20 protein-coding genes are annotated in these 24,121 nt (G+C 70.7%); 15 read left to right on the forward strand and 5 right to left on the reverse strand.

Going from position 1 to position 24,121, the window contains the following annotated elements; all coding sequences use genetic code 11:
* Nucleotides 1-59 precede the first annotated feature (59 nt).
* The 5 genes from ACIQNU_RS11720 to ACIQNU_RS11740 form a co-directional block, all read right to left on the reverse strand.
* Nucleotides 60-950 carry an aldehyde dehydrogenase family protein gene (locus tag ACIQNU_RS11720; RefSeq protein ID WP_401364509.1) on the reverse strand — a complete coding sequence of 297 codons (891 nt, stop codon included), beginning with the start codon at nucleotides 948-950 and terminating at the stop codon, nucleotides 60-62.
* The gene (locus ACIQNU_RS11725) at nucleotides 943-2,406 is read right to left on the reverse strand and encodes an aldehyde dehydrogenase family protein (RefSeq protein ID WP_401364512.1); all 1,464 of its coding nucleotides are present in this window, start codon (nucleotides 2,404-2,406) and stop codon (nucleotides 943-945) included. Before ACIQNU_RS11725 ends, ACIQNU_RS11720 begins: the two co-directional genes overlap by 8 nt.
* A gap of 5 nt (nucleotides 2,407-2,411) precedes the next feature.
* On the reverse strand, nucleotides 2,412-3,431 hold the full coding sequence (gene deoC, locus ACIQNU_RS11730; protein WP_401365598.1) for a deoxyribose-phosphate aldolase: 1,020 nt from the start codon (nucleotides 3,429-3,431) through the stop codon (nucleotides 2,412-2,414).
* 129 nt (nucleotides 3,432-3,560) lie between these two features.
* Nucleotides 3,561-3,944: a hypothetical protein gene (locus tag ACIQNU_RS11735; protein WP_401364515.1), complete on the reverse strand. Its 384-nt coding sequence runs from the start codon at nucleotides 3,942-3,944 to the stop codon at nucleotides 3,561-3,563.
* A 154-nt stretch (nucleotides 3,945-4,098) separates the two neighbouring features.
* On the reverse strand, nucleotides 4,099-4,860 hold the full coding sequence (locus ACIQNU_RS11740; protein ID WP_401364518.1) for a calcium-binding protein: 762 nt from the start codon (nucleotides 4,858-4,860) through the stop codon (nucleotides 4,099-4,101).
* Nucleotides 4,861-5,342: 482 nt separating this feature from the next.
* Here ACIQNU_RS11740 and ACIQNU_RS11745 point away from each other — a divergent pair, with 482 nt between their 5' ends.
* The 15 genes from ACIQNU_RS11745 (at nucleotide 5,343) to ACIQNU_RS11815 (ending at nucleotide 24,109) form a co-directional block, all read left to right on the forward strand.
* Nucleotides 5,343-5,729, forward strand: a complete 387-nt coding sequence (locus ACIQNU_RS11745; protein ID WP_401364521.1) for a DUF1508 domain-containing protein — start codon at nucleotides 5,343-5,345, stop codon at nucleotides 5,727-5,729.
* 310 nt (nucleotides 5,730-6,039) lie between these two features.
* Nucleotides 6,040-6,978: a phosphate ABC transporter permease subunit PstC gene (gene pstC, locus ACIQNU_RS11750; protein ID WP_401364524.1), complete on the forward strand. Its 939-nt coding sequence runs from the start codon at nucleotides 6,040-6,042 to the stop codon at nucleotides 6,976-6,978.
* Nucleotides 6,979-6,996: 18 nt separating this feature from the next.
* The gene (pstA, locus tag ACIQNU_RS11755) at nucleotides 6,997-8,352 is read left to right on the forward strand and encodes a phosphate ABC transporter permease PstA (RefSeq protein WP_401364527.1); all 1,356 of its coding nucleotides are present in this window, start codon (nucleotides 6,997-6,999) and stop codon (nucleotides 8,350-8,352) included.
* Nucleotides 8,349-10,079, forward strand: a complete 1,731-nt coding sequence (locus ACIQNU_RS11760; protein ID WP_401364530.1) for a phosphate ABC transporter substrate-binding protein PstS — start codon at nucleotides 8,349-8,351, stop codon at nucleotides 10,077-10,079. The genes pstA and ACIQNU_RS11760 overlap by 4 nt, the downstream gene beginning before the upstream one ends.
* A 109-nt stretch (nucleotides 10,080-10,188) precedes the next feature.
* A complete protein-coding gene (locus ACIQNU_RS11765; RefSeq protein ID WP_401364533.1) occupies nucleotides 10,189-12,624 on the forward strand; it encodes a hypothetical protein in 2,436 nt (811 codons plus the stop codon).
* Nucleotides 12,625-12,791: 167 nt separating this feature from the next.
* Nucleotides 12,792-13,841, forward strand: coding sequence for a hypothetical protein (locus ACIQNU_RS11770; protein ID WP_401364536.1), 1,050 nt, complete (start codon nucleotides 12,792-12,794; stop codon nucleotides 13,839-13,841).
* 135 nt (nucleotides 13,842-13,976) lie between these two features.
* Nucleotides 13,977-15,395, forward strand: coding sequence for an Ig-like domain repeat protein (locus tag ACIQNU_RS11775; RefSeq protein ID WP_401364539.1), 1,419 nt, complete (start codon nucleotides 13,977-13,979; stop codon nucleotides 15,393-15,395).
* Between the two features lie 127 nt (nucleotides 15,396-15,522).
* The gene (locus tag ACIQNU_RS11780) at nucleotides 15,523-16,476 is read left to right on the forward strand and encodes a sortase (protein ID WP_401364542.1); all 954 of its coding nucleotides are present in this window, start codon (nucleotides 15,523-15,525) and stop codon (nucleotides 16,474-16,476) included.
* Between the two features lie 22 nt (nucleotides 16,477-16,498).
* Nucleotides 16,499-17,458 carry a phosphate ABC transporter ATP-binding protein gene (locus ACIQNU_RS11785; protein WP_401364545.1) on the forward strand — a complete coding sequence of 320 codons (960 nt, stop codon included), beginning with the start codon at nucleotides 16,499-16,501 and terminating at the stop codon, nucleotides 17,456-17,458.
* Nucleotides 17,459-17,492: 34 nt separating this feature from the next.
* A complete protein-coding gene (locus tag ACIQNU_RS11790) occupies nucleotides 17,493-18,569 on the forward strand; it encodes a substrate-binding domain-containing protein (protein ID WP_401364548.1) in 1,077 nt (358 codons plus the stop codon).
* A 314-nt stretch (nucleotides 18,570-18,883) separates the two neighbouring features.
* Nucleotides 18,884-19,381 carry a hypothetical protein gene (locus tag ACIQNU_RS11795; protein WP_401364551.1) on the forward strand — a complete coding sequence of 166 codons (498 nt, stop codon included), beginning with the start codon at nucleotides 18,884-18,886 and terminating at the stop codon, nucleotides 19,379-19,381.
* A 64-nt stretch (nucleotides 19,382-19,445) separates the two neighbouring features.
* Nucleotides 19,446-20,495, forward strand: a complete 1,050-nt coding sequence (locus tag ACIQNU_RS11800) for a hypothetical protein (protein WP_401364554.1) — start codon at nucleotides 19,446-19,448, stop codon at nucleotides 20,493-20,495.
* A gap of 355 nt (nucleotides 20,496-20,850) precedes the next feature.
* A complete protein-coding gene (locus ACIQNU_RS11805) occupies nucleotides 20,851-22,146 on the forward strand; it encodes a lytic transglycosylase domain-containing protein (protein WP_401364557.1) in 1,296 nt (431 codons plus the stop codon).
* A 56-nt stretch (nucleotides 22,147-22,202) separates the two neighbouring features.
* Nucleotides 22,203-22,850 (forward strand): PH domain-containing protein, encoded by a 648-nt coding sequence (locus tag ACIQNU_RS11810; protein ID WP_401364560.1) that lies wholly within the window; start codon nucleotides 22,203-22,205, stop codon nucleotides 22,848-22,850.
* A gap of 71 nt (nucleotides 22,851-22,921) precedes the next feature.
* Nucleotides 22,922-24,109, forward strand: a complete 1,188-nt coding sequence (locus ACIQNU_RS11815) for an FAD-dependent monooxygenase (protein ID WP_401364562.1) — start codon at nucleotides 22,922-22,924, stop codon at nucleotides 24,107-24,109.
* Nucleotides 24,110-24,121 lie beyond the last annotated feature (12 nt).

The raw sequence follows: 24,121 nt of genomic DNA on the forward strand, positions 1-24,121 counted from the left end.
CCCGCATCTCCCGGACGGTGGAGAGGCGGGGCCCGCCGGCTTTACCGGTCGCGGGTTACTCAGTACGCGGAGCCCGAGGCGCCCAGGGAACCCGTCGGGTGCCACACCGTCTTGGTCTCCAGGAACGCCGTGAGCCGGGTGGTGCCCGGGTCGGCCGACCAGTCGTCGGTGCCGGGGCGGCGGACCCGCTTGAGGTTGTCGGCCGCCGCGATCTCCAGCTCCTTCGCCAGCGTCTCGTCGGCGCCGGTCAGGTCGATCGCGTTGACGTCCTGGTGGGCGGCGAGCGGGGTCGCGATCTCGGCGGTGCGGCCGGAGAGGATGTTCACCACGCCGCCCGGCACGTCCGACGTCGCCAGGACCTCGCCCAGGGACAGCGCGGGCAGCGGTGCCTTCTCGCTCGCGATCACGACGACCGTGTTGCCGGTCGCGATGGCCGGGGCGATCACCGAGACCAGGCCGAGGAGTGACGAGTCCTGGGGCGCCAGTACCGTCACGACGCCCGTCGGCTCCGGGGTCGACAGGTTGAAGTACGGGCCCGCCACCGGGTTGCCGCCGCCGACGACCTGGGCGATCTTGTCGGTCCACCCCGCGTACCAGACCCAGCGGTCGATCGCCGCGTCGACCTGGGCCGCCGCCTTCGACTTCGACAGACCCTCGGCGTCCGCGACCTCCCGGACGAACTGCTCCCGGCGGCCCTCCAGCATCTCGGCGACGCGGTACAGGATCTGACCCCGGTTGTACGCGGTCGCGCCCGACCAGCCGCCGAACGCCTTGCGTGCCGCGACGACCGCGTCACGGGCGTCCTTGCGGGACGACTGCGGCGCGTTGGCCAGCCAGGTGCCCTTGCGGTCCGTCACCTCGTACACCCGTCCGCTCTCGCTGCGGGGGAACTTGCCCCCGACGAACAGCTTGTAGGTCTTGAAGACTCCGATACGGGCCGTGTCAGACATCGAGGTACGCCTCCAGACCGTGACGGCCGCCCTCGCGGCCGAAGCCCGACTCCTTGTATCCGCCGAACGGCGACGTCGGGTCGAACTTGTTGAACGTGTTGGACCAGACGACGCCCGCGCGCAGCTTGTTCGCCACGGCGAGGATGCGGGAGCCCTTCTCGGTCCAGATGCCGGCGGACAGGCCGTACTGCGTGTTGTTCGCCTTGGCGACGGCCTCTTCGGGCGTACGGAAGGTCAGGACCGACAGGACCGGGCCGAAGATCTCGTCGCGGGCGATGCTGTGCGCCTGCGTGACCTTCGTGAAGAGGGTCGGTGCGAACCAGTAGCCCGACGAGGGAAGCGCGCAGGGCGCGGACCAGCGCTCGGCGCCCTCGGCCTCGCCGCGCTCGGTGAGGGCGGTGATACGGGCGAGCTGTTCGGCGGAGTTGATCGCGCCGATGTCCGTGTTCTTGTCGAGCGGGTCGCCCAGGCGCAGCGTCGTCAGGCGCCGCTTCAGCGCGTCGAGCACCTCCTCCTCGACGGACTCCTGGACCAGCAGGCGGGAGCCCGCGCAGCAGACCTGGCCCTGGTTGAAGAAGATGCCGGTGACGATGCCCTCGACGGCCTGGTCGATCGGGGCGTCGTCGAAGACGATGTTGGCGCCCTTGCCGCCCAGTTCGAGGGTGACCTTCTTGTCGGTGCCCGCGATCGTGCGGGCGATCTGCTTGCCGACGGCGGTCGAGCCGGTGAAGGCGACCTTGTTCACATCCGGGTGCGCGACCAGCGCCGCGCCCGTGTCGCCGTACCCGGGAAGGATGTTGACGACACCCTTGGGAAGGCCCGCCTGGCGGCAGATGTCCGCGAAGAACAGGGCGGACAGCGGGGTCGTCTCGGCGGGCTTCAGGACGACCGTGTTGCCGGTCGCGAGGGCCGGGGCGATCTTCCACGCCAGCATCAGGAGGGGGAAGTTCCAGGGGATGACCTGGCCCGCGACGCCGAGAGGGCGCGGGTTCGGGCCGTATCCGGCGTGGTCCAGCTTGTCGGCCCAGCCCGCGTAGTAGAAGAAGTGCGCGGCGACCAGGGGGAGGTCCGCGTCACGGGTCTCCTTGATCGGCTTGCCGTTGTCCAGGGTCTCCAGGACGGCCAGTTCGCGGCTGCGCTCCTGGATGATCCGGGCGATCCGGAACAGGTACTTCCCGCGCTCGGCGCCGGGCAGGGCCGACCAGGCGGTGAACGCCTTGCGGGCCGCCTTCACGGCACGGTCGACGTCGGCCTCGCCGGCCTGGGCGATCTCCGAGAGCACTTCCTCGGTGCTCGGCGAGACGGTCTTGAAGACCTTGCCGTCGGCCGCTTCGGTGAACTCGCCGTCGATGAAGAGGCCGTAGGAGGGCGCGATGTCGACGACGGAGCGGGATTCGGGGGCGGGCGCGTAGTCGAACACGTTCGCGGTGCCCGTGGTGCCTGCGATGTCTGCCATGGGGATCAGTCCACCGTCACGTAGTCGGGGCCGGAGTAGCGGCCGGTCGCCAGCTTCTGGCGCTGCATCAGCAGATCGTTGAGCAGCGAGGAGGCGCCGAAGCGGAACCAGTGGTTGTCCAGCCAGTCGGCGCCCGCGGTCTCGTTGACCAGGACCAGGAACTTGACGGCGTCCTTGGAGGTGCGGATGCCGCCGGCGGGCTTCACACCGACCTGGACACCGGTCTGGGCGCGGAAGTCGCGGACGGCTTCGAGGAGGACGAGGGTGTTGGCGGGCGTGGCGTTCACCGCGACCTTGCCCGTCGAGGTCTTGATGAAGTCGGCGCCCGCGAGCATCCCGAGCCAGCTCGCCCGCCGGATGTTGTCGTACGTCGACAGCTCGCCGGTCTCGAAGATGACCTTGAGCCGGGCGGCGCCCGACGCCTCCTTCACGGCGCGGATCTCGTCGTACACCTTGAGGTACTTGCCCGCGAGGAAGGCGCCGCGGTCGATGACCATGTCGATTTCGTCGGCGCCCGCCGCGACGGCGTCCCGTACGTCCGCCAGCTTCACGTCCAGCGCGGCGCGGCCGGCCGGGAACGCGGTGGCGACGGACGCGACCTTGATGTCCGTACCGGCCACGGCCTCCTTCGCGGTCGCGACCATGTCCGGGTAGACGCAGACGGCCGCGGTGCGGGGCGTGGCCGGGTCGGTCGGATCGGGGTGCGCGGCCTTGGCGCCGAGCGCCCGGACCTTGCCCGGGGTGTCCGCGCCTTCGAGCGTGGTGAGGTCGATCATCGAGATGGCCAGGTCGATGGCGTAGGCCTTGGCCGTGGTCTTGATCGAACGCGTACCGAGCGCGGCGGCGCGCGCCTCCAGGCCGACGGTGTCGACTCCGGGGAGCCCGTGCAGGAAGCGGCGGAGGGCGGCGTCGGACGAGGTCACGTCCGCGAGGCCGCCGAGGGCGCCGAGGGCGCGGGTGTCGCGGGCTTCGTGGGTGCTGCCTCGGGCTGGGGCGGGGGCCGGTTTTGAGGGCGTGGTGGGCATGGTCACGAGGGGAGCATATCTACGCGCGTAGCGGCTGTACAGGGTCGGAAGTCGTGGAGCGGGTGGTGGGTGGCCGCGTGGTGGGCTGTCGGCGGGGGGTCGTCCGGGCCCGGAAGTTCGCGCCGCCGATCAGTACGCCTCCGGGGCCGGTGCCGGGGTCAGCGGGTCGGGCCGGGCCAGCGCCTCGGACAGCGGTACGCCTTCTCTCTCGGCGACGATACGGCGTACCCGCAGCTGGGCGCGCGTCCGCGGCCGGTACTTGGGCTCCTGGCCGCACCCGCACGCGGGCCGCCCCTCGTACCGCAGCCCTTCGCCGAGCACCGCCGCCACCACCTGCCAGGCGCGGACATCGCGCCTCGGCGGCGGGGCGAAGTCGTGACCGGCGCAGGCGAGGGGCCGCGAGCAGTTCGGGCACGCGTGCTCCCGCCCCGCTTCGGCATGCCGCTTGAAGCTGACACGGCATGCGACGCACGCGTAGTGCAGCTTGTAGGGGTGCAGGGCGTAGTAGCACACGGCACCACCGTACGGAGCGGTCCGGTGGACGGGCCACCCTCTTTCCGCCGGGTCGGGCCAGGTGTGGCGGGGGCGGGGCGATTCGGTGCACGGACACGGCGCCGGTCGCCTGTGTGGGGGCGGGCCGGCGCCGTGTCCGTGCAGGGGGTGTGCGTCAGCGGACGTCGACGTAGGTGCCGGCGGAGAGGGCCGGGGCCGTGGTGGGGGTGCCCGCGTAGGACCAGCGGTAGGTGCCGTCCAGGAAGGCGCGGACCGTGGTGGACAGGGAGCCGTCCGCCGCCGTCTTCACGGTCTTCACCGTCTCGAAGTTCTTGCAGCCCGCCGCCCGGAACTGCAACCGCACCGGCTCATCGGCACCGGCGGCCACCTGCCCGCCGGCCGCCCAGTCGGCGAACTGCACGCCGCCCTTGACGGTGACGTTCCGGCCCCAGCCGACCCGCCCGGGGGCGTCGACGGTCAGCGCCGACTCGCGCTGCACCGAGAAGGTGGCGGCGCTGTCCCGGAAGACGGCGTCGCTGTCGGGGGCGATCGCGTAGGCGCTGACCTGCCAGGTGCCGGCCTGCGCGGAGTTGGCCGGGGCGGTGCCCGGGGCGAGGGTGAAGGTCAGGGTGCAGGTGCTGGTCGTGTCGGCGGTCGGACCGCAGGCCGCGGCCGAGGGCACGGAGGCGTCGGGGGCCCCGACCGCACCGTGGTACAGCGTCGCGTTGATCCGATCGAGGCCGGACGGGTCGGTGGCGGTGACCTCGACGGTCACGGTTCTCGCGCTCGTACCGACGACGACGGGCTTCCCGTCGTTCACGACCACGCCGGTGATCTCGGTGTCGCCGTACTGCTCGTCCGCGTACGCGGTCGGAACGGCGAGGGCGGACAGGGTGACGGCGCCGCACGCGGCGGCGACGGCAAGGCTCTTGCGCATGCGAATTCCCCAATGTGAATGCAATGGCCTGCCCTTTAAACCCCCGGCGGGCCGAATTGACGTGTGCAGCGTACTCATTCCATGGAGATTTCGAAAGGTTTACGCCGACCGCTTCAATCGGGGTTCAAACTTTTCGCGCAATGGAATACGCGCGAATATCCGCCGGTGTGCTGCCATGGAAAACCGAAGGGGAAATTCGACTCGAATTTCAGCGGTCCTGGCGCCCACCTACGCGTACCGCGGGGCCCCAACCCCCGCTGCCCGGACGGCCGGAGAGCGCACCGCGCAGACCCACGCGCGCCATCGGTCGGGCACATGAACGAGGGGCAACTTTCACGTGAAGCATGGCGAATGCGCTTACTGAGGGCGATTGCATATCACTCTCGCCTCACTAATCTGCAGGTGCCGCAGGGTCGCGGACCACCGTTGACTCGTGCAGCTTCCTTATCGTCAGGTGCAGGGGAACACAGGGGCGGGGATGGATGGCGGGAAGAAAGGGCGGCGCTGCCTTACCCGGCACGCGCTGTCACATCGGCATAGACGCAGACGGAACGTACTCATGGCGGCTGATCGCGACGAACGGGCGAGTGATCGCCGTGTCCGCGCAGACCTACCGGGACTTCGCGGAGTGCCGGGCCGCACTGGAGCGGCTGTCTCGGGAGGTCGCCGATTTACCGGGGGCCGTGCACCACACATCGGAGGGCAACGGGTGGGTCTGGCGACTGCGTGACCCGGCCGGCGGCGCGCTCGCGGTCTCCTCGCGCGCCTATGAACGGCATTCGACGTGTCAGGCCGCCTACGAGCGGTTCCGGGCGCTGCTCACGGAACTCGGCGCGGGGGGCGCGATTCCGTGGGACGACGCGGGCTGAGCTGAACAGAGCAAGAGCATGTACCGGAAGGGGCCGGGGCCCGCCACAGCGGCGGGTCCCGGCCCCTTCCGCGTCCCCCCTTCCGCAGCCCCGCCGCCGCTCACACATCGCCGTACGCCGCTCACGGATTCTCCGCACGTCGCGTTCACGTCAACACCGGAAGTTGCCTCGCAGGGTGCTCCAGTTCACCTTCAGGTGCGCAGGCGTCCATCCCGGCTCAGGAGCGTCGACTCATGTGACGACGCGAATGGATGAGCGACCGGTGCCCGCAGCGGAGGACCCCCCGAGACGGCTGTATGTCGATCCCGGCGTGCCCGACCGCGTCTTCCGGGGCGTCTTACGCGGCGGGGGCACCTTCGTACTCGCGATCATGCTGCTGGTCGGCGGCTTCCTGACCTACCGGGCGTGGCAGGCCCTGGACGTCGCGCGCTGGGACTTCATCACCACCGAGGCGTGGGAGCCGGAGGGCCACCACTTCGGTATCGCGGCGGTCATGGTCGGCACGATGCTGATCGCCCTCGTCGCCATCGTCTTCGCGGTGCCGCTGGCCCTCGGTACGGCGCTGTACATCTCCGAGTACGCACCCGCGCGGATCAGGCAGACGCTCATCAGCGTCGTGGACCTGATGGCGGCCGTGCCGTCGGTGGTCTACGGACTGTGGGGGCTGTTCTTCTTCCAGGGCCATGTGGTCACGGTGTCGCGCTGGATCTCCACCTATCTCGGATGGATCCCGCTCTTCAAGGTCGACGGCACCGACCCGAGCGACCCGCTCGCCACCGCGACGGTCTTCACCTCGTCCGCGTTCATCGCGGGCATGGTCGTGTCCCTGATGGTCGCCCCGATCATCTGCTCGGTGGTGCGGGAGGTGTTCTCGCAGGCGCCGGTCGGCGAGCGCGAGGGCGCCTACGCGCTCGGCGCCAACCGCTGGGGCATGATCCGCAGCGTCGTCCTGCCCTTCGGCAAGGGCGGCATGATCGGCGGCACCATGCTGGGCCTCGGCCGGGCGCTCGGCGAGACCATCGCCGTGTACCTGATCATCTCGCCGGTCTTCGAGATCCAGCCGCACATCCTCCAGAACGGCACCAACTCGGTCTCCGCCCTGATCGCCCTGCGCTACGGCGAGGCCACCGAGTTCGGTATGTCGGCGCTGATGGCCGCAGGCCTCGCGCTCTTCCTGATGACCCTCGTCGTCAACTTCGCCGCGTCGTCGATCGTCGCCCGCAGCCGTTCCGGCGCGGCGAGCGACTGAATGAGGAGATCGAGCACGATGACCGTCACCACACCGCAGAGCCCGCCGCCGGGACCGCCGGGCGACCAAGCGGCGCACGCGGACGCGCAGGCGCAGCCGCAGGACCGGCCCGCGCCCGCCCGCCCCGCCACCGTCCTGCCCGCCCGCCGGGGCCGCCGCCCCGCCCGCTCGGAGGCCCGCCGGAACCTGTCCACGCTGCGCTCCACCGATGTGTACGCGCTCCTCGGCTCCGGGGCCGCCTCGCTCACCCTCACCTGGGTGATGTTCGACCGGCTGCTGCCCTTCAACGGCGCCCTGGGCTTCGTCGTCATCGCGTACGCCCTCTTCATCGGCCTGTACGCGCTGCTCGTCTCCTTCGACGAGGACGGCCCCGCCGTACGCGACCGGGTGGCCGCCGCCGTCGTGCAGAGCCTCGGCGTGCTGATGCTGACCGCGCTGGCCTTCGTGGTCGTCTACACGCTCTACGAGGGCCGCACCGCGCTGCCGCACCTGAACTTCTACACCGAGTCGATGGCGGCGGCCGGTCCGCTCGAACCGCTCGGCGTCGGCGGCATCCTGCACGCCGTCGTCGGCACGCTGTGGCAGATCGGCATCGCGCTCCTCATCTGCATCCCCGCCGGACTCGTCTGCGCGGTCTTCCTCAACGAGATCCCCGGCCGCTTCAGCCGGTTCGTGCGCACCATCGTCGAGGCGATGACGGCGCTGCCGTCCATCGTGGCCGGCCTGTTCATCTACGCGACCTTCATCCTGGCGCTCGGCTTCGACCGCTCCGGACTCGCCGCCGCGCTCGCCATCTCCGTGATGATGCTGCCGATCATCATCCGCGCGTCCGACGTGGTGATCAGGCTGGTGCCCGGCACCCTGCGCGAGGCGTCGTACGCGCTCGGCACCTCGCGCTGGCGCACCGTGTGGCACGTGGTGCTGCCCACCTCCCGCTCCGGGCTGACCACCGCGGTCATCCTCGGTACCGCGCGCGGTGTCGGCGAGACATCCCCGGTGCTGCTCACCGCCGGATACACGGCGGAGCTGAACACCAACCCGCTCAAGGACCCGATGGTGTCGCTGCCGCTCGCCGCCTTCGAGCTGGTGAAGTCCCCCGAGGCCAGCTACATCGCCCGCGGCTTCGGCACGGCGGCGGTCCTGCTGGTCCTGGTCCTCATCCTCTTCGTCTGCGCCCGGATCATCGGCGGGCGCGGACCAGGACAGCTGACCCGCCGTCAGGAACACCGCAGGGTCCGGGCGTCCCGCCGCGACGCCGCGCGCTTCGCCAAGCTCGCCACCCCCGGACACGCCACCCCCGGGCACGCCACCCCCGGGCACGCCACCCCCGCCCCGACCGCCTCAGGCCCCGCACCGACGAGGAGCACCCCGTGACACCCGCAACCGTCCGACGTCCACGCGCCCGGCGCGGGTACCAGGCGCTGGCGCTGTTCGTCGCCCTGGTCTGCGCCCTGCTGGCCCTGAACCCGCCGCACGCGGAAGCCGCCACCTACACCAAGATCAGCGGCTCCGGCTCGACCTGGAGCGCCAACGCCATCGAGCAGTGGCGCCGCAATGTGCGCCAGCAGGGCATGACGGTGAACTACTCGTCGGTCGGCTCGACGATCGGCCGCAACCAGTTCCGCGACGCCACCTCCGACTTCGGCGTCTCCGAGATCCCCTACGGCCTGAGCGACCTGGGGAACGTCGATCCCGCGCCGGCGCGCAAGTACGCGTACATGCCGATCGTGGCCGGTGGTACGTCGTTCATGTACAACCTGAAGATCGGCGGGCAGCGCGTCACCAACCTGCGGCTCTCGGGCGAGGTACTCACCAAGATCTTCACCGGCAAGATCACGATGTGGAACGCGGCGGAGATCAAGGCGGACAACCCCAAGCTGAACCTGCCCGCCCGCCGGGTCGTCCCGGTCGTCCGCTCCGACGGCTCCGGCACCACCGCCCAGTTCACGCTGTGGATGTCCAAGCAGTACGGGTCGGCGTGGAACGACTACTGCCGCCGCGCGGGCAAGCCCACGCCCTGCGGTATGACGTCGTACTTCCCCAACATCCCCGGCTCCGGCTTCGTCTCGCAGTCGACCTCGCTGGGCGTCGCGGGCTACACCCGCCAGCCGCAGGCCGAGGGCGCCATCACCTATGTCGAGTACTCCTACGCGCGTAACGCCGGCTTCCCGGTCGTCAAGGTCCTCAACAAGGCGGGCTACTACGTCGAGCCGACCGCGTCCAGCGTCGCGGTGGCCCTCACCAAGGCGGAGATCAACAACGACCCGCGCTCGGCGACCTACCTGACCCAGAAGCTGGACAGCGTCTACACCTTCGGCGACAACCGCACCTACCCCCTCTCCAGCTACAGCTACATGATCATCCCGATCAAGGAGGAGATGGGCTTCACCAAGGCCAAGGGCCGGACGCTGAGCGCCTTCAACAACTACTTCCTCTGCGAGGGCCAGCAACAGGCGGACCGGCTCGGCTACTCGCCGCTGCCGAAGAACCTGGTGCAGGCCGGTATGGAGCAGACCAAGAAGATCCCCGGGGCCGAGACGGACCGGATCGACATCAACAAGTGCAACAACCCGACGTTCTCCGGCGGCAGGAACCTCCTGATCGAGAACGCGCCCCGGCCGCCCGCGTGCGACAAGCAGGGCCCCGACCAGTGCGCCACCGGGACCGGCGGCGCCAAGCAGCCGACCAGTCCCAGCGGCGGCGGCACGACCGGCGGTTCGACGGGCGGTTCCGGTTCGACGGGCGGTTCCGGTGCGACCGGTGGCTCCGGTTCGACCGGCGGATCGGGGGGCTCGACGGGCTCGGGCGGCGCCACGGGCGGCTCCGGGGGTGACACCGGGGGCAGCACCGGCGGTACGGCCGGGACGACCGGCGGCGGCGCCGTCGACCCCGACACCGGCGAGGTCCTGGGCACCGGCGACGCCACGGGGGACGCGTCCGTCGTGGCGAGCCCGGTGTCCCTCGGCGCGGGCGGCCCCCTGGGGCTGCGTACGGCACTGATGGCCCTGTCGGCGGCGCTGCTGGTCGGCGTGGTCGTCGGGCCGCCGACGGTGGCGCGCCTGATGGCGGGGCGGTCGCGGCGGAGGGGGAGTGCGGGATGACGGCGCGTAGTTGTACGGCGACACGTACCGATACGGCGGTACGTACCGAAACGGCGACACGTACCGAAACGACGAGACGCGCCCCGGCGCGACGGAAGGGGCGTCCGGCATGACGGACGTACTGACAAGGCGCCGGCCGAGGCTGCTGATCGGCGTGGGCTCGCTGCTCGCCGCGCTGGTCGTGGTGCTGCTGCCGCTGCCTCCGGCCACCCAGTCGGCGGTGGCGGCGGACGGCGACTCGTCCGCGGTGACGAAGTCGGGGGCGAAGGGGAAGTACGACGACTTCTCCGACCTGAAGGTGACGGTCCATCAGACGAAGGGGTTGCGCTCGCAGGGGGTGCGGGTGACGTGGTCGGGTGGGAAGGCCACCCGTGAGGGAGGCGGCAAATTCAACATCAACTACCTCCAGATCATGCAGTGCTGGGGGGACGCTCCCACGGGCCCGGACCGGGAGCAGTGCGTCTACGGTGGCTCGGCCGCCGTGGTGGCGGACGGACAGGGCCGGAGAGTGAACACCACTCAGGACCCGGCTGAGAGCGGCGCGCCCTTCGTCCCCTTCCGGCCTGCCAATGGTGAGCCTGCCACCAAGGACGCTTACGACTACACCTACTTCGGTCCGCTCGACACCAACGAGCAGCCGGCCAACACGACGTTCGCGAATGGCACCGGCGAATCGGAGTTCGAGCTTCAGGACGGAGTCCAGGCCGACTACCTCGGCTGTGGTGCGAACACCGCGCCCGAGGGCAGTACGCCGAAACTGCGCCGCTGCTGGCTGGTGGTCGTGCCGCGCGGCGAGCACGAGGCCGACGGCCGGCACATCACCAATCCGCAGTCCGAGGGGCTCAACACCTCTCCGCTGTCGGTCACGAACTGGGCCCAGCGCATCGTCTTCCCGATGGACTTCCTCCAGGTCGACCAGTACTGCCCCGAGGGCCAGCCGGAGCGGCCCACGATCGGCTCCGAGTTGGTGACGGACGCCGTCACGTCGTGGCAGCCGAAGCTGTGCACGTCCACGGGCAGCACCTTCGCCTTCACTTCCGGCAGTGAGGAGCAGGCCAGGAGTCAGGTACTCGGCACGTCCAGCGAGACCCCCACGCTGGGCTACACCATCGATCCGGTGCCCCAGCCGGAGGGCGGGCCGGCCGTCGTGCACGCGCCGATCGCGGTGTCCGGGCTCGCGTTCGCGTTCTTCGTGGAGGGGCCGGACGGGGTGGTACGGGACATGAAACTGACGCCACGACTAGTGGCGAAAATGCTCACCCATTCCTATGTGAACGACGTGCCCTGGGCCGCGCCCTCACCGGAGCATGTGCGGGGAAATCCCGCTTCCTATGTCGTCGACCCGGAATTCCTGAGACTGAATCCTGATTTCCCCACCCTGTCCGCGACCCAGCCGATGAGTCTGATGGTGCCCATCGGGAACGCCGACGCCACTCGCGTGGTGTGGAACTGGCTCCAGTCGGACCCGGAAGCGCGTGACTTCCTCGCCGGTAAGCCGGACCCCGACGGAATGCGGGTCAACTCGTACTTCAAGAATCTTGGCATTGACAAGAACCCGGAATTGAATGAGTTCCCCAAGGTCGATCCGACGGTCGCGCTGGCCGGTGCCAACCCTCCGCTCGAATACACGATCCTGGATCTCGCCCCTTACACCGGCGATCTGCACGACGGAGCGATCCGGGCTCGCCGGGGCAACAACAACCGCACCATCATGTGGCAGGCGTCGTCCGACGGGGTCGCGCCCCCCAAGCTCGTGAACGATCCTCCCCGACCCGGCTTCCGTGCGGTCATGGCGATCACCGACATTGCATCCGCCGAGCGCTACGGACTGCCGATGGCGGCCCTGCGCAACGCGGACGGCACCTTCGTCCGCCCCTCGACGGACACGCTCCTGGCGACAGTCGCCGGCATGCAGCCGTCGTCCGCCGACTCCGGTGTGCTCAAGCCGGACCCGGCACGCGTCAAGGGCCAGGCGTACCCGCTCGCCGCCGTGACCTACGCCGCCGCGTCAGTCAACCAGGACGCGGCGGCCCGCAAGGCGTACGCGCAGTTCATCCGGTACGCCGCCGGGCCGGGCCAGACGCCCGGCCTGTCGGCGGGTGAACTGCCACCCGGCTACGCGCCGCTGCCGGCGAAGCTGCGCACGCTGGCCGACGCGGCGGCGGACCAACTGGAGCGCGGAGCAACCTCCAGTGATCCCCCGGGAAGCGGAGCGGCGGGCGGCGCGGGCGGTACGGACCCCGGTCTCTCCGGCGGTGCCGGGGGCGATACCTCCGGCGGCGGTGCCGGTGGCGCGGCGGCGGGCGGCGCGGCCGGCGGTGCGACGGACGAGGCGTCGCAACCACCGGGCGCGAGCGGTTCGCCGTCCCCGACCACGGTGCCGCAGCAGAACGCGGCCGACGCCAAGAGCGGGCTCACTCCCCGAGAGATTCTGGGAGTTATCCGCTGGGTTCTCCTTGCCGTGCTCATTCTAGGCGGCGCGGCGGCGATTTCGGGCCCGGTAATGCTGCGGCTCGCTCAGCGCCGGACGCCGGGGACTCCCTAGGAGACACCTAGGAAGCCTTCCCGTAACCTTTCCCTCGCTGGGAATTGGTGGCCCCCGCAGGGAAATCTTGGAAACGTATGCGGTGGCCGATCGACGGGTCGGCAGCACAACAATCCGGATTCAGCTTGAACGTCCAGCCTTCGAAATCCGAAACAAGGAGATCAGAAGTGAACGTCAAGTCTCGCGCCAAGGTCGGCGCCGCGGTTCTCGGTGCGGCGGCTGTCGGTGTCGGTCTCATGGCCGCCCCCGCGTCCGCGGACTACACCACCCCCCCGTGGCGTCCGCTGGCGGGTGTCGGCTCCGACACGACGCAGGACGTCACCAACGGCCTGGGCGAGGTGGCGCTGACCGCCGGCGGCGGCAAGCTCATCGGTTCCTGGAACGCCACCGGCTCCGCCACGATCACCCCGAAGGACCCGGCGGCGGCCCCGCACTGCGCGAACATCCCCCGCCCGAACGGCTCCTCGGCCGGTATCGACAGACTGATCGCCGACATCAACAACACCGCGCAGTCCGACTGTGTCGACTTCGCCCGCTCCTCGCGTGGCCCGTCCACCGCGGGCAACCTGCTCACCTTCATCCCGTTCGGCAAGGACGCGGTGACCTACGCGACCAACCTGGGCAGCACGCTTCCGCTGGACCTGAGCGCCTCCCAGCTTCAGTCCATCTACCGGAACTGCACCTTCGTGGACGCGGGCACCACCAAGACCGTGTCGAAGGCGCTGCTGCCGCAGGCCGGCTCCGGTACCCGGACGTACTGGCTGTCGTCGATCGGTGTCACCGAGGCGGAGATCGCCACCGCCAAGGCGGCCGGCTGCGTCAACGACACGATCCAGGAGCACGACGGCACCGCTCTCACCAGCGGTACGCAGATCATGCCGTACTCGGTCGCCCAGTGGATCGCCCAGGGCAAGGGCTTCGCGGATGTCCCGAACCGTCGCGGTGACTCGCGTCTGCGCAGCATCGCGGGCGTGGCCCCGACCACCGGTTCGGGTTCCGCGCTGGCCCTGAACCCCAACTTCACCTTCACCCGCGACGTCTACAACGTCGTGCCCACCGCCAAGCTCGGTGACGCCAACATCGCGCGTGCGTTCGTCGGCGCCAACTCCGAGGTCTGCAAGAACATCGCCACCACCAAGAACTACGGGTTCGGCGACCTGAGCGCCGACTCCCAGCCGTCGAGCTGCGGTGACACCAACACCACCGGCAACCGGTAGTCGCTGAGCGTCATCCGTTCCTCCGCGTGACGGCCGGGCACCCACCAGGTGCCCGGCCCCACGCGCTGTCCCGTTTTTGTCCGTCCAACGTCCCCCGGGGGCCCCGTAATGACCGTGCTCCAACCCTTCCGAAGAGTGGCCGGGATCCTGGCCGCCTGCGCCGTGCTCGCCGCGGGCATCGTGGCCCTCGTCGCGTCCCAGTCCCAGCCCGCCAGGGCGGCGTCCATCGGTGAGTTCACCATGGCGTCCAGCGGGAAGCTGACCGATCCCGAACCGCTCGGCGCCACCCTCGGCATCCCGGGCGCGTGCCCGGACACGACGATCGAGGACATGAACTGGTACAGCTACCTCAACCTCTACCTCGTGAAGGCGGACAACACCGAGGTCAGGGCGTTGTGGGGGGTCAGCAACGGCGGTCCCTACCAGCAGGCGACCCCGACGATCTCGCTGACCGCGGCGGACAACCCGGACATGGTGACGACCGATCTCGCCGCCGCCGTCACCAGCGACGGCACCTATGAGCTGCGCGCCTACTGCGTGGACAACTTCACGTTCAATAAGCCCACCGAGACAACGGTGCCCGGCAACCCCTACTGGTCCCAGAAGATCACCGTCACCGGCGACGACTGGGTGCAGGGCGAGGGCGCGCAGGCGACCAGTACCACGCTGACCTACGGTCCGGGCTCCCCGGAGCCGGACCAGGAGGTGACGTTCACGGCGACCGTCACTCCCTCGGCGGCGGCCGGCTCCATCAAGTTCATGGAAGGCGCGACCGAGCTGGGACAGGCCGACGTCGCCGACGGGAAGGCCGTGTTCAAGACCAAGACGCTGGCCGAGGGCCGGCACGACGTCGTCGCCCGCTTCACGCCGACGGACACCGCGAAGTGGGGGACCTCCGTGTCCGCCCCCACCCAGGTGACCGTCCAGCCGCCCCGGATCGAGATCCAGGACTCCACCGGCAAGCGGCTCGCCGGTGTCCCCGAACTGGAGCGCGGCCAGCAGGTGAAGCTCCTCGTCCGTGGCTGCGAGCCGAACAAGAGCTACGCCCTCCGCCTCAACAATCACGAGGGCGTGCTGCCGTCCGCCACGGCCGACGCGAGCGGCACGGTGACGTGGGCCTCGCTCACGGTGCCGGAGGACGCGGTGGCCGGTAACAACGCGTGGTTGTGGGACCCGAGCTGCAATGGACTGTCGACGGCGTCGTTCACCGTCCCCGAGCCGTCCGAGTCCCCCAGCGGCGACCCCTCCGACGACCCGTCGGGTGACCCCACCGACGACCCGTCCGGCGACCCCTCGGGCGACCCGTCCGGTGACCCGACCGGCGACCCGTCGGGCGACACCTCCGGTACGACATCCGGCAGCACGGGCGGCTCCAGCGGCACCGGTGGCTCCGGTGGTGGCTCCGGCGGCGGCCTCGCCTCCACCGGCAGCCAGGTCGCGCTCTTCTCGGGCATCGGCGCGGTCGTCCTCGTCGCGGCGGGCTTCGCCGCCGTGAGGACCGGCCGCCGCAACGGCCTGCTGAGGTTCGACGGACCGCACGAGCCGCGCCCGTAACACCGCACCGGTACCGCACCGGCACCGCGCTGGTACCGCACTGGCACCGAGCACGGGCGGCGGGCCCCCACCCCGCCGCCCGCGCCGCCGTATCGCCCGCCGACCTCTCTCCACAGGAGCGCACCCCGTGACCGTGCTGACCCCGCCCCCGCCGGCCGTGGCGCCGCCGGCTTCGGCGCCCGACCCCGAGCCTGATCCCGAGACGGGGTCCGGCGCCGAGCCCGCGCCGGCCGACCGCGCCGGCTTCGCGTTCGCCGGGGCCGCGCTGTGCGTGCTCGCCGCGCTGCTGCTCGGCTTCGCCGCCAATCTGACGATCGTCGGCCACCTCCAGCACGCCCGCGACCAGCAGACGTCGTACGACGAACTCCGCCGCCAACTCGCCCTGGGGATAGCCCCGGTGGGCCAGCAGACGTTCGACGGCAAGCTGCTGGAGCCCGGCGCCCCGACGGCGCTGCTGCGCATCCCGGCGCTCGGGCTGAAGGAGGTCGTCGCGGAGGGCACGACGTCCGGTGTGCTGATGTCGGGCCCCGGCCACCGCCGGGACACCCCGCTGCCGGGGCAGGCCGGCACCAGCGTGATCATGGGCCGCCAGTGGGGGTACGGCAGTCCGTTCAACCATCTGAGCCAAGTGCCCCTGGACTCCGAGATCCGGGTGACGACGGGGCAGGGCACAGCGGTCTACCGGGTGACGGCCGTCCGCCTGGAGGGCGACCCCCTGCCGCCCGTCCTCAAGCAGGGCGAGGGCAGGCTCACGCTCATCACCGCCGCCGGCGGACCGTACACACCGTCCGGCACGATCCGGGTCGACGCGAAGCTGACGAGCGCCGCACAGCCCGCCCCGCCGCGCCCGCTGCCGCCCGGCTGGATCGACGCGTCCGAGCAGGCCATGGGCGGCGAGAGCGCCGCCTGGCTGCCCGTCTTCCTGTGGTCGCAGGCGCTGCTGCTCGCCGCCCTGCTCATCATGGCCGCGCACCGCGCCTGGGGTCGCTGGCAGACCTGGATCGTCGGCGTGCCCGTCCTGGCCGCCTTCGGCCTCGCCGTCTCCGGCGCCGCCACGCGCCTGCTGCCCAACCTGCTCTGATCTACGAGGAGTTCAGCCCATCATGCCCGAGACGACCGACACGACAGGTACGAGCGAGTCGACCGGTACGAGCGAGACGGCCGGTACGACGGATACGGCCCGCACGACCGGGACGATCCGCAGCCTCAGCGACGAGATCCTCGACCCGACCGAGAAGCTGCCCGCGGTCCGGACCCACCGGCCGGGCGCGGCCACGGCGGAGAGCGACCCGGCCACGCTGGAGGCCGACGCCATCTCGGCCTGGTTCGGGGACCACAAGGTGCTCGAACAGGTCTCGCTGACGATGCCGGCCCGGCAGGTGACCGCGCTGATCGGACCGTCCGGCTGCGGCAAGTCGACGTTCCTGCGGATCCTCAACCGTATGCACGAACTGGTCGGCTCCGCGTCGCTCGCGGGCCGGGTGCTCCTGGACGGCGACGACATCTACGACCGGGGCCGCCGTATCACCCACGCCCGCCGCCAGATCGGCATGGTCTTCCAGAAGCCCAACCCCTTCCCCGCGATGTCGATCTACGACAACGTCACCGCCGGTCTCAAGCTCGGCGGCATCAAGGCGGGCCGCGAGAACAAGGACTGGCTGGTCGAGGAGTGCCTGACCAAGGCGGGCCTGTGGAAGGAGGTCCGCGACCGGCTCCGCCAGCCGGGCGGCGCCCTGTCCGGCGGCCAGCAGCAGCGGCTCTGCATCGCACGGTCCCTCGCGGTACGCCCCAGGGTGCTGCTGATGGACGAGCCGTGCTCGGCCCTCGACCCGACGTCGACGCGCCGTATCGAGGAGACGATCCACGAGCTGAAGGAGGAGGTGACGATCGTGATCGTCACCCACAACATGCAGCAGGCGGCGCGCGTCTCCGACCAGTGCGCCTTCTTCCTCGCGGAACAGGGCACCCCGGGCCTCATCGTCGAACACGGCACGACGGACGCGATGTTCCACAGCCCGCAGGACCCGCGCACGACGGACTACGTGAACGGCCGCTTCGGATAGGCCCGGAGCGGATTCCACAGAGGGGGGTACGGAAGTGAGATTCAAGGCTCTTGGCAAGCTGGCCGCCGCCGTTCTGGGCGCCACGGTGCTCGGCCTGGGCACCCTGACCGCTCCGGCGGTGGCGGACCCGGCTCCGAGCACCGACTACCGCATACTGTCGGCGATCGGTTCGGACACCACGCAGTACGTCATGAACGCGATCGCCAACGGCCCCGAGGTCGTGAACGCCGGCGGGGCGAAGATCATCGCGTCGTGGGACGCCGTCACACCGGCGGGCGGCGCCGATCCGTTCGCCACCAAGAACCCCGCGACGAACCCGAGTTGCCTGTACTCCCGTACCCCCGCGACCGGCGGCGGCAACGGCACCGTCCTCGGCTCCGCGAACGGCTCCAGGAACGGTGTCGAGCGGCTGGTCGAGGACATCAACTCGTTCGGCTACTCCTGCGTCGACATCGCCCGTTCCTCGCGCGGCCCGAGGCAGCCGGGCACGGCCCTCACCTACATCCCGTTCGCCAGGGACGCCTTCACCTACGCCACCGACTTCGGCAGCCAGTTGCCGGCCAATTTCACGCGGACCCAGCTCAGGCAGATCTATCTGACCTGCACTTTCGTGGACGGGACCGGCGCCCTACGCGCGGTGCAGCCGCTGTTGCCCCACGACGGATCGGGGCTCCGGTCGAGCTGGCTGGAGTTCCTCCAGATCACCACGCCGCCCGACTGTGTCAACCAGTCCGTCCAGCCCAATGACGGCACGGCGATCGCCAACGGCAACCAGGTGATGCCGTACTCGGTCGCTCAGTGGATCTCCCAGGGCAAGGGCCTGACGGACGTCCCGAACCGCCGTGGTGAGTCGCGGCTGCGTGCCATCGACTCCGTGTTCCCCACCACCGGCGCGGGCGCGGCGCTCGCGATCAACCCGGCCTTCACCCCGGCCGGCGATGTCTACAACGTCGTCCAGACGAGCCGCCTGTCCGAACCCGCGATGTACGAGGCCCTGGTGGGCGGCAACTCGGACGTCTGCCGGGCGGCGGCGGTCACTGTGCAGACGTACGGCTTCCTCCCCAGCGGCCAATGCGGCTGGACCACGTTGGGCGGACCTCTGGGGTGGTGAGCCCGTACAGCCGTCCGTCCAGGAGGAGTTCAGAGGTGAGGATCGGCACCCGGGCGCGGTGGGCCGCCGTCGTGGCGGTGGTCGCGTCGGCCGCGCTGGCGGGGTGCGCCGCGCCCGGGACGGACGGCCCGTCAAGGGCGGAGCCACCCGCGAGCCCTCCGCCGTACGCCACCTCGCACGACCGAAAACCCACGGCCCCGACCCCCTACGGAACACCCACCCGACCCGTCACCCCGCAACCCACAGCGACGCCGACGACCCCTGACCCCACCCCGCCACCCTCGCAGTCCCCGTCCCCGCCGCCTTCCCCGACCATGTCCTCCGCCGCCCCGAAGCCGAAGCTCCCGGACCTGTCCACCAAGGCGCCACCGTCCGCCCGTCCGACACCGAAACCCTCGTCAGAGGCCGACGCGGAGCCGTTCACCGCCCGCAGCAAGGACGGTTCGACAACCCTGCGGATCGGCTCCTGGTCATCCGCGGTCGTACGCGGCGGCCAGAAAGCCGTGGACGCCTGCGCCGACGCGGTCCAGTGGACGGGCCCCGACCTCGGCACCGAGGACGGCTACGCACTGCGGACCGCCGTGATCGTCGGCCACGACTACTGCGGCTTCGCGAGGTTCGCCACCTTGCCCCTGGACACGACGGTCACGGCCACCACACCACGCGGCACTTTCGCGTACCGCGTCTACGCCAACCACATCTCCCCGGGCCGAGGCACCCCTTCCCACGGCCTGTACTGGGGCGACCTCACCCTCCAGTCCTGCGTGGGCGACAACACGGGCTTCAGCTATCTCGTACGGGTGGGGCCGTGACCCGTAGCCATCCGGATCCACCATGCACGTCCACCCTTTGAAATCCGAAACAAGGAGATCAGAAGTGAACGTCAAGTCTCGCGCCAAGGTCGGCGCCGCGGTTCTCGGTGCAGCGGCCCTCGGCGTCGGCAGCCTGGCGTCTCCGGCGTCCGCCGACTATACGACTCCTCCGTTCCGCCCGCTGGCGGGCGTCGGCTCCGATACCACGCAGTACGTCATGAACGCGCTGGGCGAGGTCGCGGTGAATGCCGGTGGCAACAAGCTCATCGGTTCGTGGAACGCCACCGGCTCCGCCACGATCACACCGAAGGACCCGGCGATGGCCCCGCACTGCTCGAACATCGCCCGCCCGAACGGTTCCTCGTACGGAATTGGCAGACTGATCGGCGACATCAACAACACGGCGCAGTCCGACTGTGTCGACTTCGCACGCTCCTCGGTGGGCCCCGTGGTTGCGGGCAACCGGCTCACTTTCATCCCGTTCGCCAAGGACGCGGTGACCTATGCGACCAACCTGGGCAGCACCCTGCCGACCAACCTCAGCATCGCGCAGCTCCAGTCCATCTACCGGAACTGCACCTTCGTGGACGGGGGCGTCACGAAGACCGTGTCCAAGGCGCTGCTGCCGCAGCTCGGCTCCGGCACCCGGACGTACTGGCTGTCGGCCATCAACGTCACCGAGGCGGAGATCGCCACCGCCAAGGCGGCCGGCTGCGCGAACGACACGATCCAGGCGAACGACGGCACCGCGCTCGCCAACGGCACGCAGATCATGCCGTACTCGGTCGCCCAGTGGATCAGTCAGGGCAAGAGCCTCCCAAATGTCCCGAACCGTCGCGATGAGGCGCGGCTGCGAAGCATTGAGGGTCGGCTCCCGACCACTGGTCCGCCTGCCGCGCTGGTGGTGAACCTCGACTTCACCTTCACCCTTGACGTCTACAACGTCGTCCCCACCGCCAAGCTCGGTGACGCCAACATCGCGCGTGCGTTCGTCGGCCCCAACTCCGAGGTCTGCAAGAACATCGCCACCACCAAGAACTACGGGTTCGGCGACCTGAGCGCCGACTCCCAGCCGTCGAACTGCGGTGACACCAATACCACCGGCAACCGGTAGTCGCTGAGCGTCATCCGTTCTTCCGCGTGACGGCCGGGCACCCACCAAGTGCCCGGCCGACCTCGACGGTTTCGTCGGCCAGGGCCGGTAACCCGAGGGTGGCGGTGGGAGCAGCCTGACCGCCTCGCGCAGAGGCCATCCCCGTCACACCCCCACCTGTTCACCGTCCCTTGGTCTCCCGGACCCGCTCACGCGTCCCGCGCCGGAGTGATCGGTGCCTAGCGTCGGGCGCGGCAACCGGGACTGAGACCTCATGCCTCGTACGCCTTCGACCGCCTACGACCGCCTTCGAACCTCCTCCGACGTCAGCAAGGCGTTCGTGGGTCTCGAACTTCCTACCGTCAGGAGTGACTTCATGTCCCGTCCGCTCACCAGAGCCCTTCGCAGAGTGGGTACGCGGCTGCGTACCGGGCGGGGGCTGCGTGGTGCGGCCGTCGCCACGGTTGCCACCGCTCTGCTCACCGCGGGCTCCCAGGCGTCGGGGACCGTCGTGCAGACGCGGGCGCCGGAGAGCGGTGACGGGGTGACCGTGCCCGGTGGATTCGTGGACCCGGACGTGCCGCTGCCGGACGTGCCCTCGCAGGGCGACGACTCGTACCACGTCGAACTCCCGCCGCTGAAGGGCGTGTCGGGCGCCGAGAAGGTGTGGGGCGAGGCGGCGGCGAAGCCCTCGACTCAGCGCGTCGCGGCCGAGGCCGGGCTGCCGACGACCGTGTTCGACGCCTATCGGAAGGCCGCGGACTCGGTCGGACGTACCGACCCGGCGTGCGGCCTGCCGTGGGAACTGCTCGCCGGGATCGGCAAGGTCGAGTCGGGCCACGCGGGCGGCGGCGCCGTCGCGGCGAACGGCGACACCCTCACCCGGATCACCGGCCCCGCGCTCGACGGCAAGGGCTTCGCGCTGATCCTCGACAGCGACGGCGGCGCCTGGGACGGCGACACGGTCTACGACCGGGCCGTCGGCCCCATGCAGTTCCTGCCGTCCACGTGGAAGACCTGGGGCGCCGACGGCAACGGCGACGGTGTCGAGAACCCCAACAACATCTACGACGCCGCCCTGGCCGCAGGCCACTACCTGTGCGCGGGCGACCGCGACCTGGGCACCGCCGCCGGTCTGGAGCGGGCGATCCTCAGCTACAACTACTCGCGCGACTACCTCAATCTCGTACTCGGCTGGATGGAGTTCTACCTCCGCGGCGTGCACGCCGTCCCCGACGGCACCGGAACCGTCCCGACGAGCCCCGGCGCGGGCAGCGACAAGCAGGCGACGAAGCCGGTGCGCGACGGGGACGTGGGCGGCGGGAAGCCCTCCGGCGAACCCGGCACCAAGCCCGGTGACACCGCCGAGCCGTCCGCCAGGCCGTCCACCAAACCGTCCACCAAACCGTCCGGGAAGCCGTCCATCAAACCCCCCGTGCCATCCACCACGCCGGGCTCCCCGTCGCCCTCGCCCTCGGACAGCGCGAGCCCATCGCCCACGCCGACTCCGACCGAGACGCCGACCCCCACCGAGTCCACTCCGACCCCCGAACCCCCGGCGTCCCCGACCCCCACCGAGACGACCCCGGAGCCCACCCCGACCGACACCACCAGCCCTTCCGTCGACCCTTCGGCCACCGAGGGCACCACGAGCACGCCGACGGCCGGCTGAGCCTGGTCCCGGGGCTCCGGCGGGCGGGGATCGGAGGGTGGGGCAGAATCGGGCCTATGAGTAGCCCGAACCCCAGTTCCGATCCCCGGTCGCCCGTGCCGGACGGTGAGTCCGCGTACAAGGACCGTGTGTACCGGTCGTCCGGCGGTATCGCCGGCGGGGTGCTGCTGCTCGCGCTCGGCGGGTGGCTCGGGATCGACGCGCTGGTCAGGGGAGAGGGCCGGACGCCCTGGCTGGCCCTGGCGGCCCTGCTGTTCGTGGTGCCGCTCGTGGTCGCCTTCACCGTGCGCCCGGCCGTGTTCGCGAACGAGGACCGCCTCCGTATCCGCAACCCGCTCCGCACGATCACCCTGCCCTGGGCCGCCGTCGGCAGTCTGCGGGCCGGGTACTCGAACGAAGTGTTCGACCAGGCCGGTGTGAAGTACCAGCTCTGGGCCGTGCCCGTCTCCCTCCGGGGGCGCAAGAGGGCGGCGCGGCAGCAGAGCCGGGCGGCCATGGACGACCCCACGGGCCGTACCTCGATGACGGCGAAGCCGCCGCGCGCGCCGGGCGATCAGACGGTCGAGGACCTGCGGGAACTCGCCGAGCGGCGCGGCGGCGCCGAGAGCGCCCAGGGCGCGCCGGTCGTGAAGTGGGCGTACGAGATTCTCGGCCCCGCGCTGGCGGGCGCCGTACTACTGCTGGTACTGGGCCTCATCGGCTGATCCCCGCCCGCACCCCTCCCCCCTGCTACTCTGCGTGCCGTCATCGTCACCCGACGTCACGGGAGTGCATTGTGAAGGTCGCCTGCGTCGGCGGTGGGCCGGCCGGCCTGTACCTCTCGATCCTGCTGAAGCGGCAGGACCCGTCCCACGACATCACCGTCCACGAGCGGAACCCGGCCGGTTCCACGTACGGCTGGGGTGTGACGTACTGGGGCGGTCTCCTGGAGCGGCTGCGGCAGCACGACCCCGAGTCGGCGCGGGCCGTCGAGGGCAACTCCGTCCGCTGGACCGAGGGCGTCGCCCACATCGGCGACCGCACGGCCCGCCACCGCGGCGACGAGGGCTTCGGCATCGGGCGCCGCGCGCTCCTGGAGATCCTGGCGGAGCGCGCCGAATCGCTCGGTGTCCGCGTGACGTTCGACCACGAGATCGACGCCGGCGACCCGCCCGACGCGGACCTGGTGGTGGCCGGTGACGGCGTACGCAGCGCGCTGCGCGACGCGCACGCGGACCACTTCGGCACCGAGGTGACGGAGGGCCGCAACCGGTATCTGTGGCTGGGCACGACGAAGGTGTTCGACGCGTTCACGTTCGCGTTCGTCGAGACCGCGCACGGATGGATCTGGTGCTACGCGTACCGGTACGGGGACGACCGGAGCACCTGTGTCGTGGAGTGCTCACCGCGTACCTGGGAAGGGCTCGGCCTCGACTGGGCGAGCGAGGGCGACGGGCTCGCCCTGCTGGAGGAGCTGTTCGCGGACGTACTCGACGGACACCGGCTGATCGGCCGGGGCCAGAGCGGCGACAGCGCGCGGTGGCTGACCTTCCGCACCCTCACCAACCGCACGTGGTACCGGGGCAACCTGGTCCTCGTCGGGGACGCCGCCCACACCACCCACTACTCGATCGGAGCGGGCACCACGCTTGCCCTTGAGGACGCGATGACGCTCGCCGCCGTCCTGCGCGGCGCCCCGCACCTCGCCCCCGCGCTCGCCCGCTACGAACGACAGCGCAAGGAGGCGCTGCTCCCGGTGCAGAGCGCTGCGCGGTACAGCGCCCAGTGGTACGAGAACCTGCCGAGGTACGTGGGCCTGCCGCCCCACCAGATGTTCGCCCTCCTGGGCCAGCGCCACTCGCCGCTCCTTCCCCACATCCCGCCGCAGGTGTACTACCGCCTGGACCGCACCGCCGAACACCTCAAGCCGCTACGGGACTTGAAGCGCTGGCTGGGCCCCCGGCTGGCCCGAACGGGCGGCTGACCCACCGGAATC

It is taken from the genome of Streptomyces sp. NPDC091292 (assembly GCF_044757265.1).
Taxonomy (GTDB): domain Bacteria; phylum Actinomycetota; class Actinomycetes; order Streptomycetales; family Streptomycetaceae; genus Streptomyces.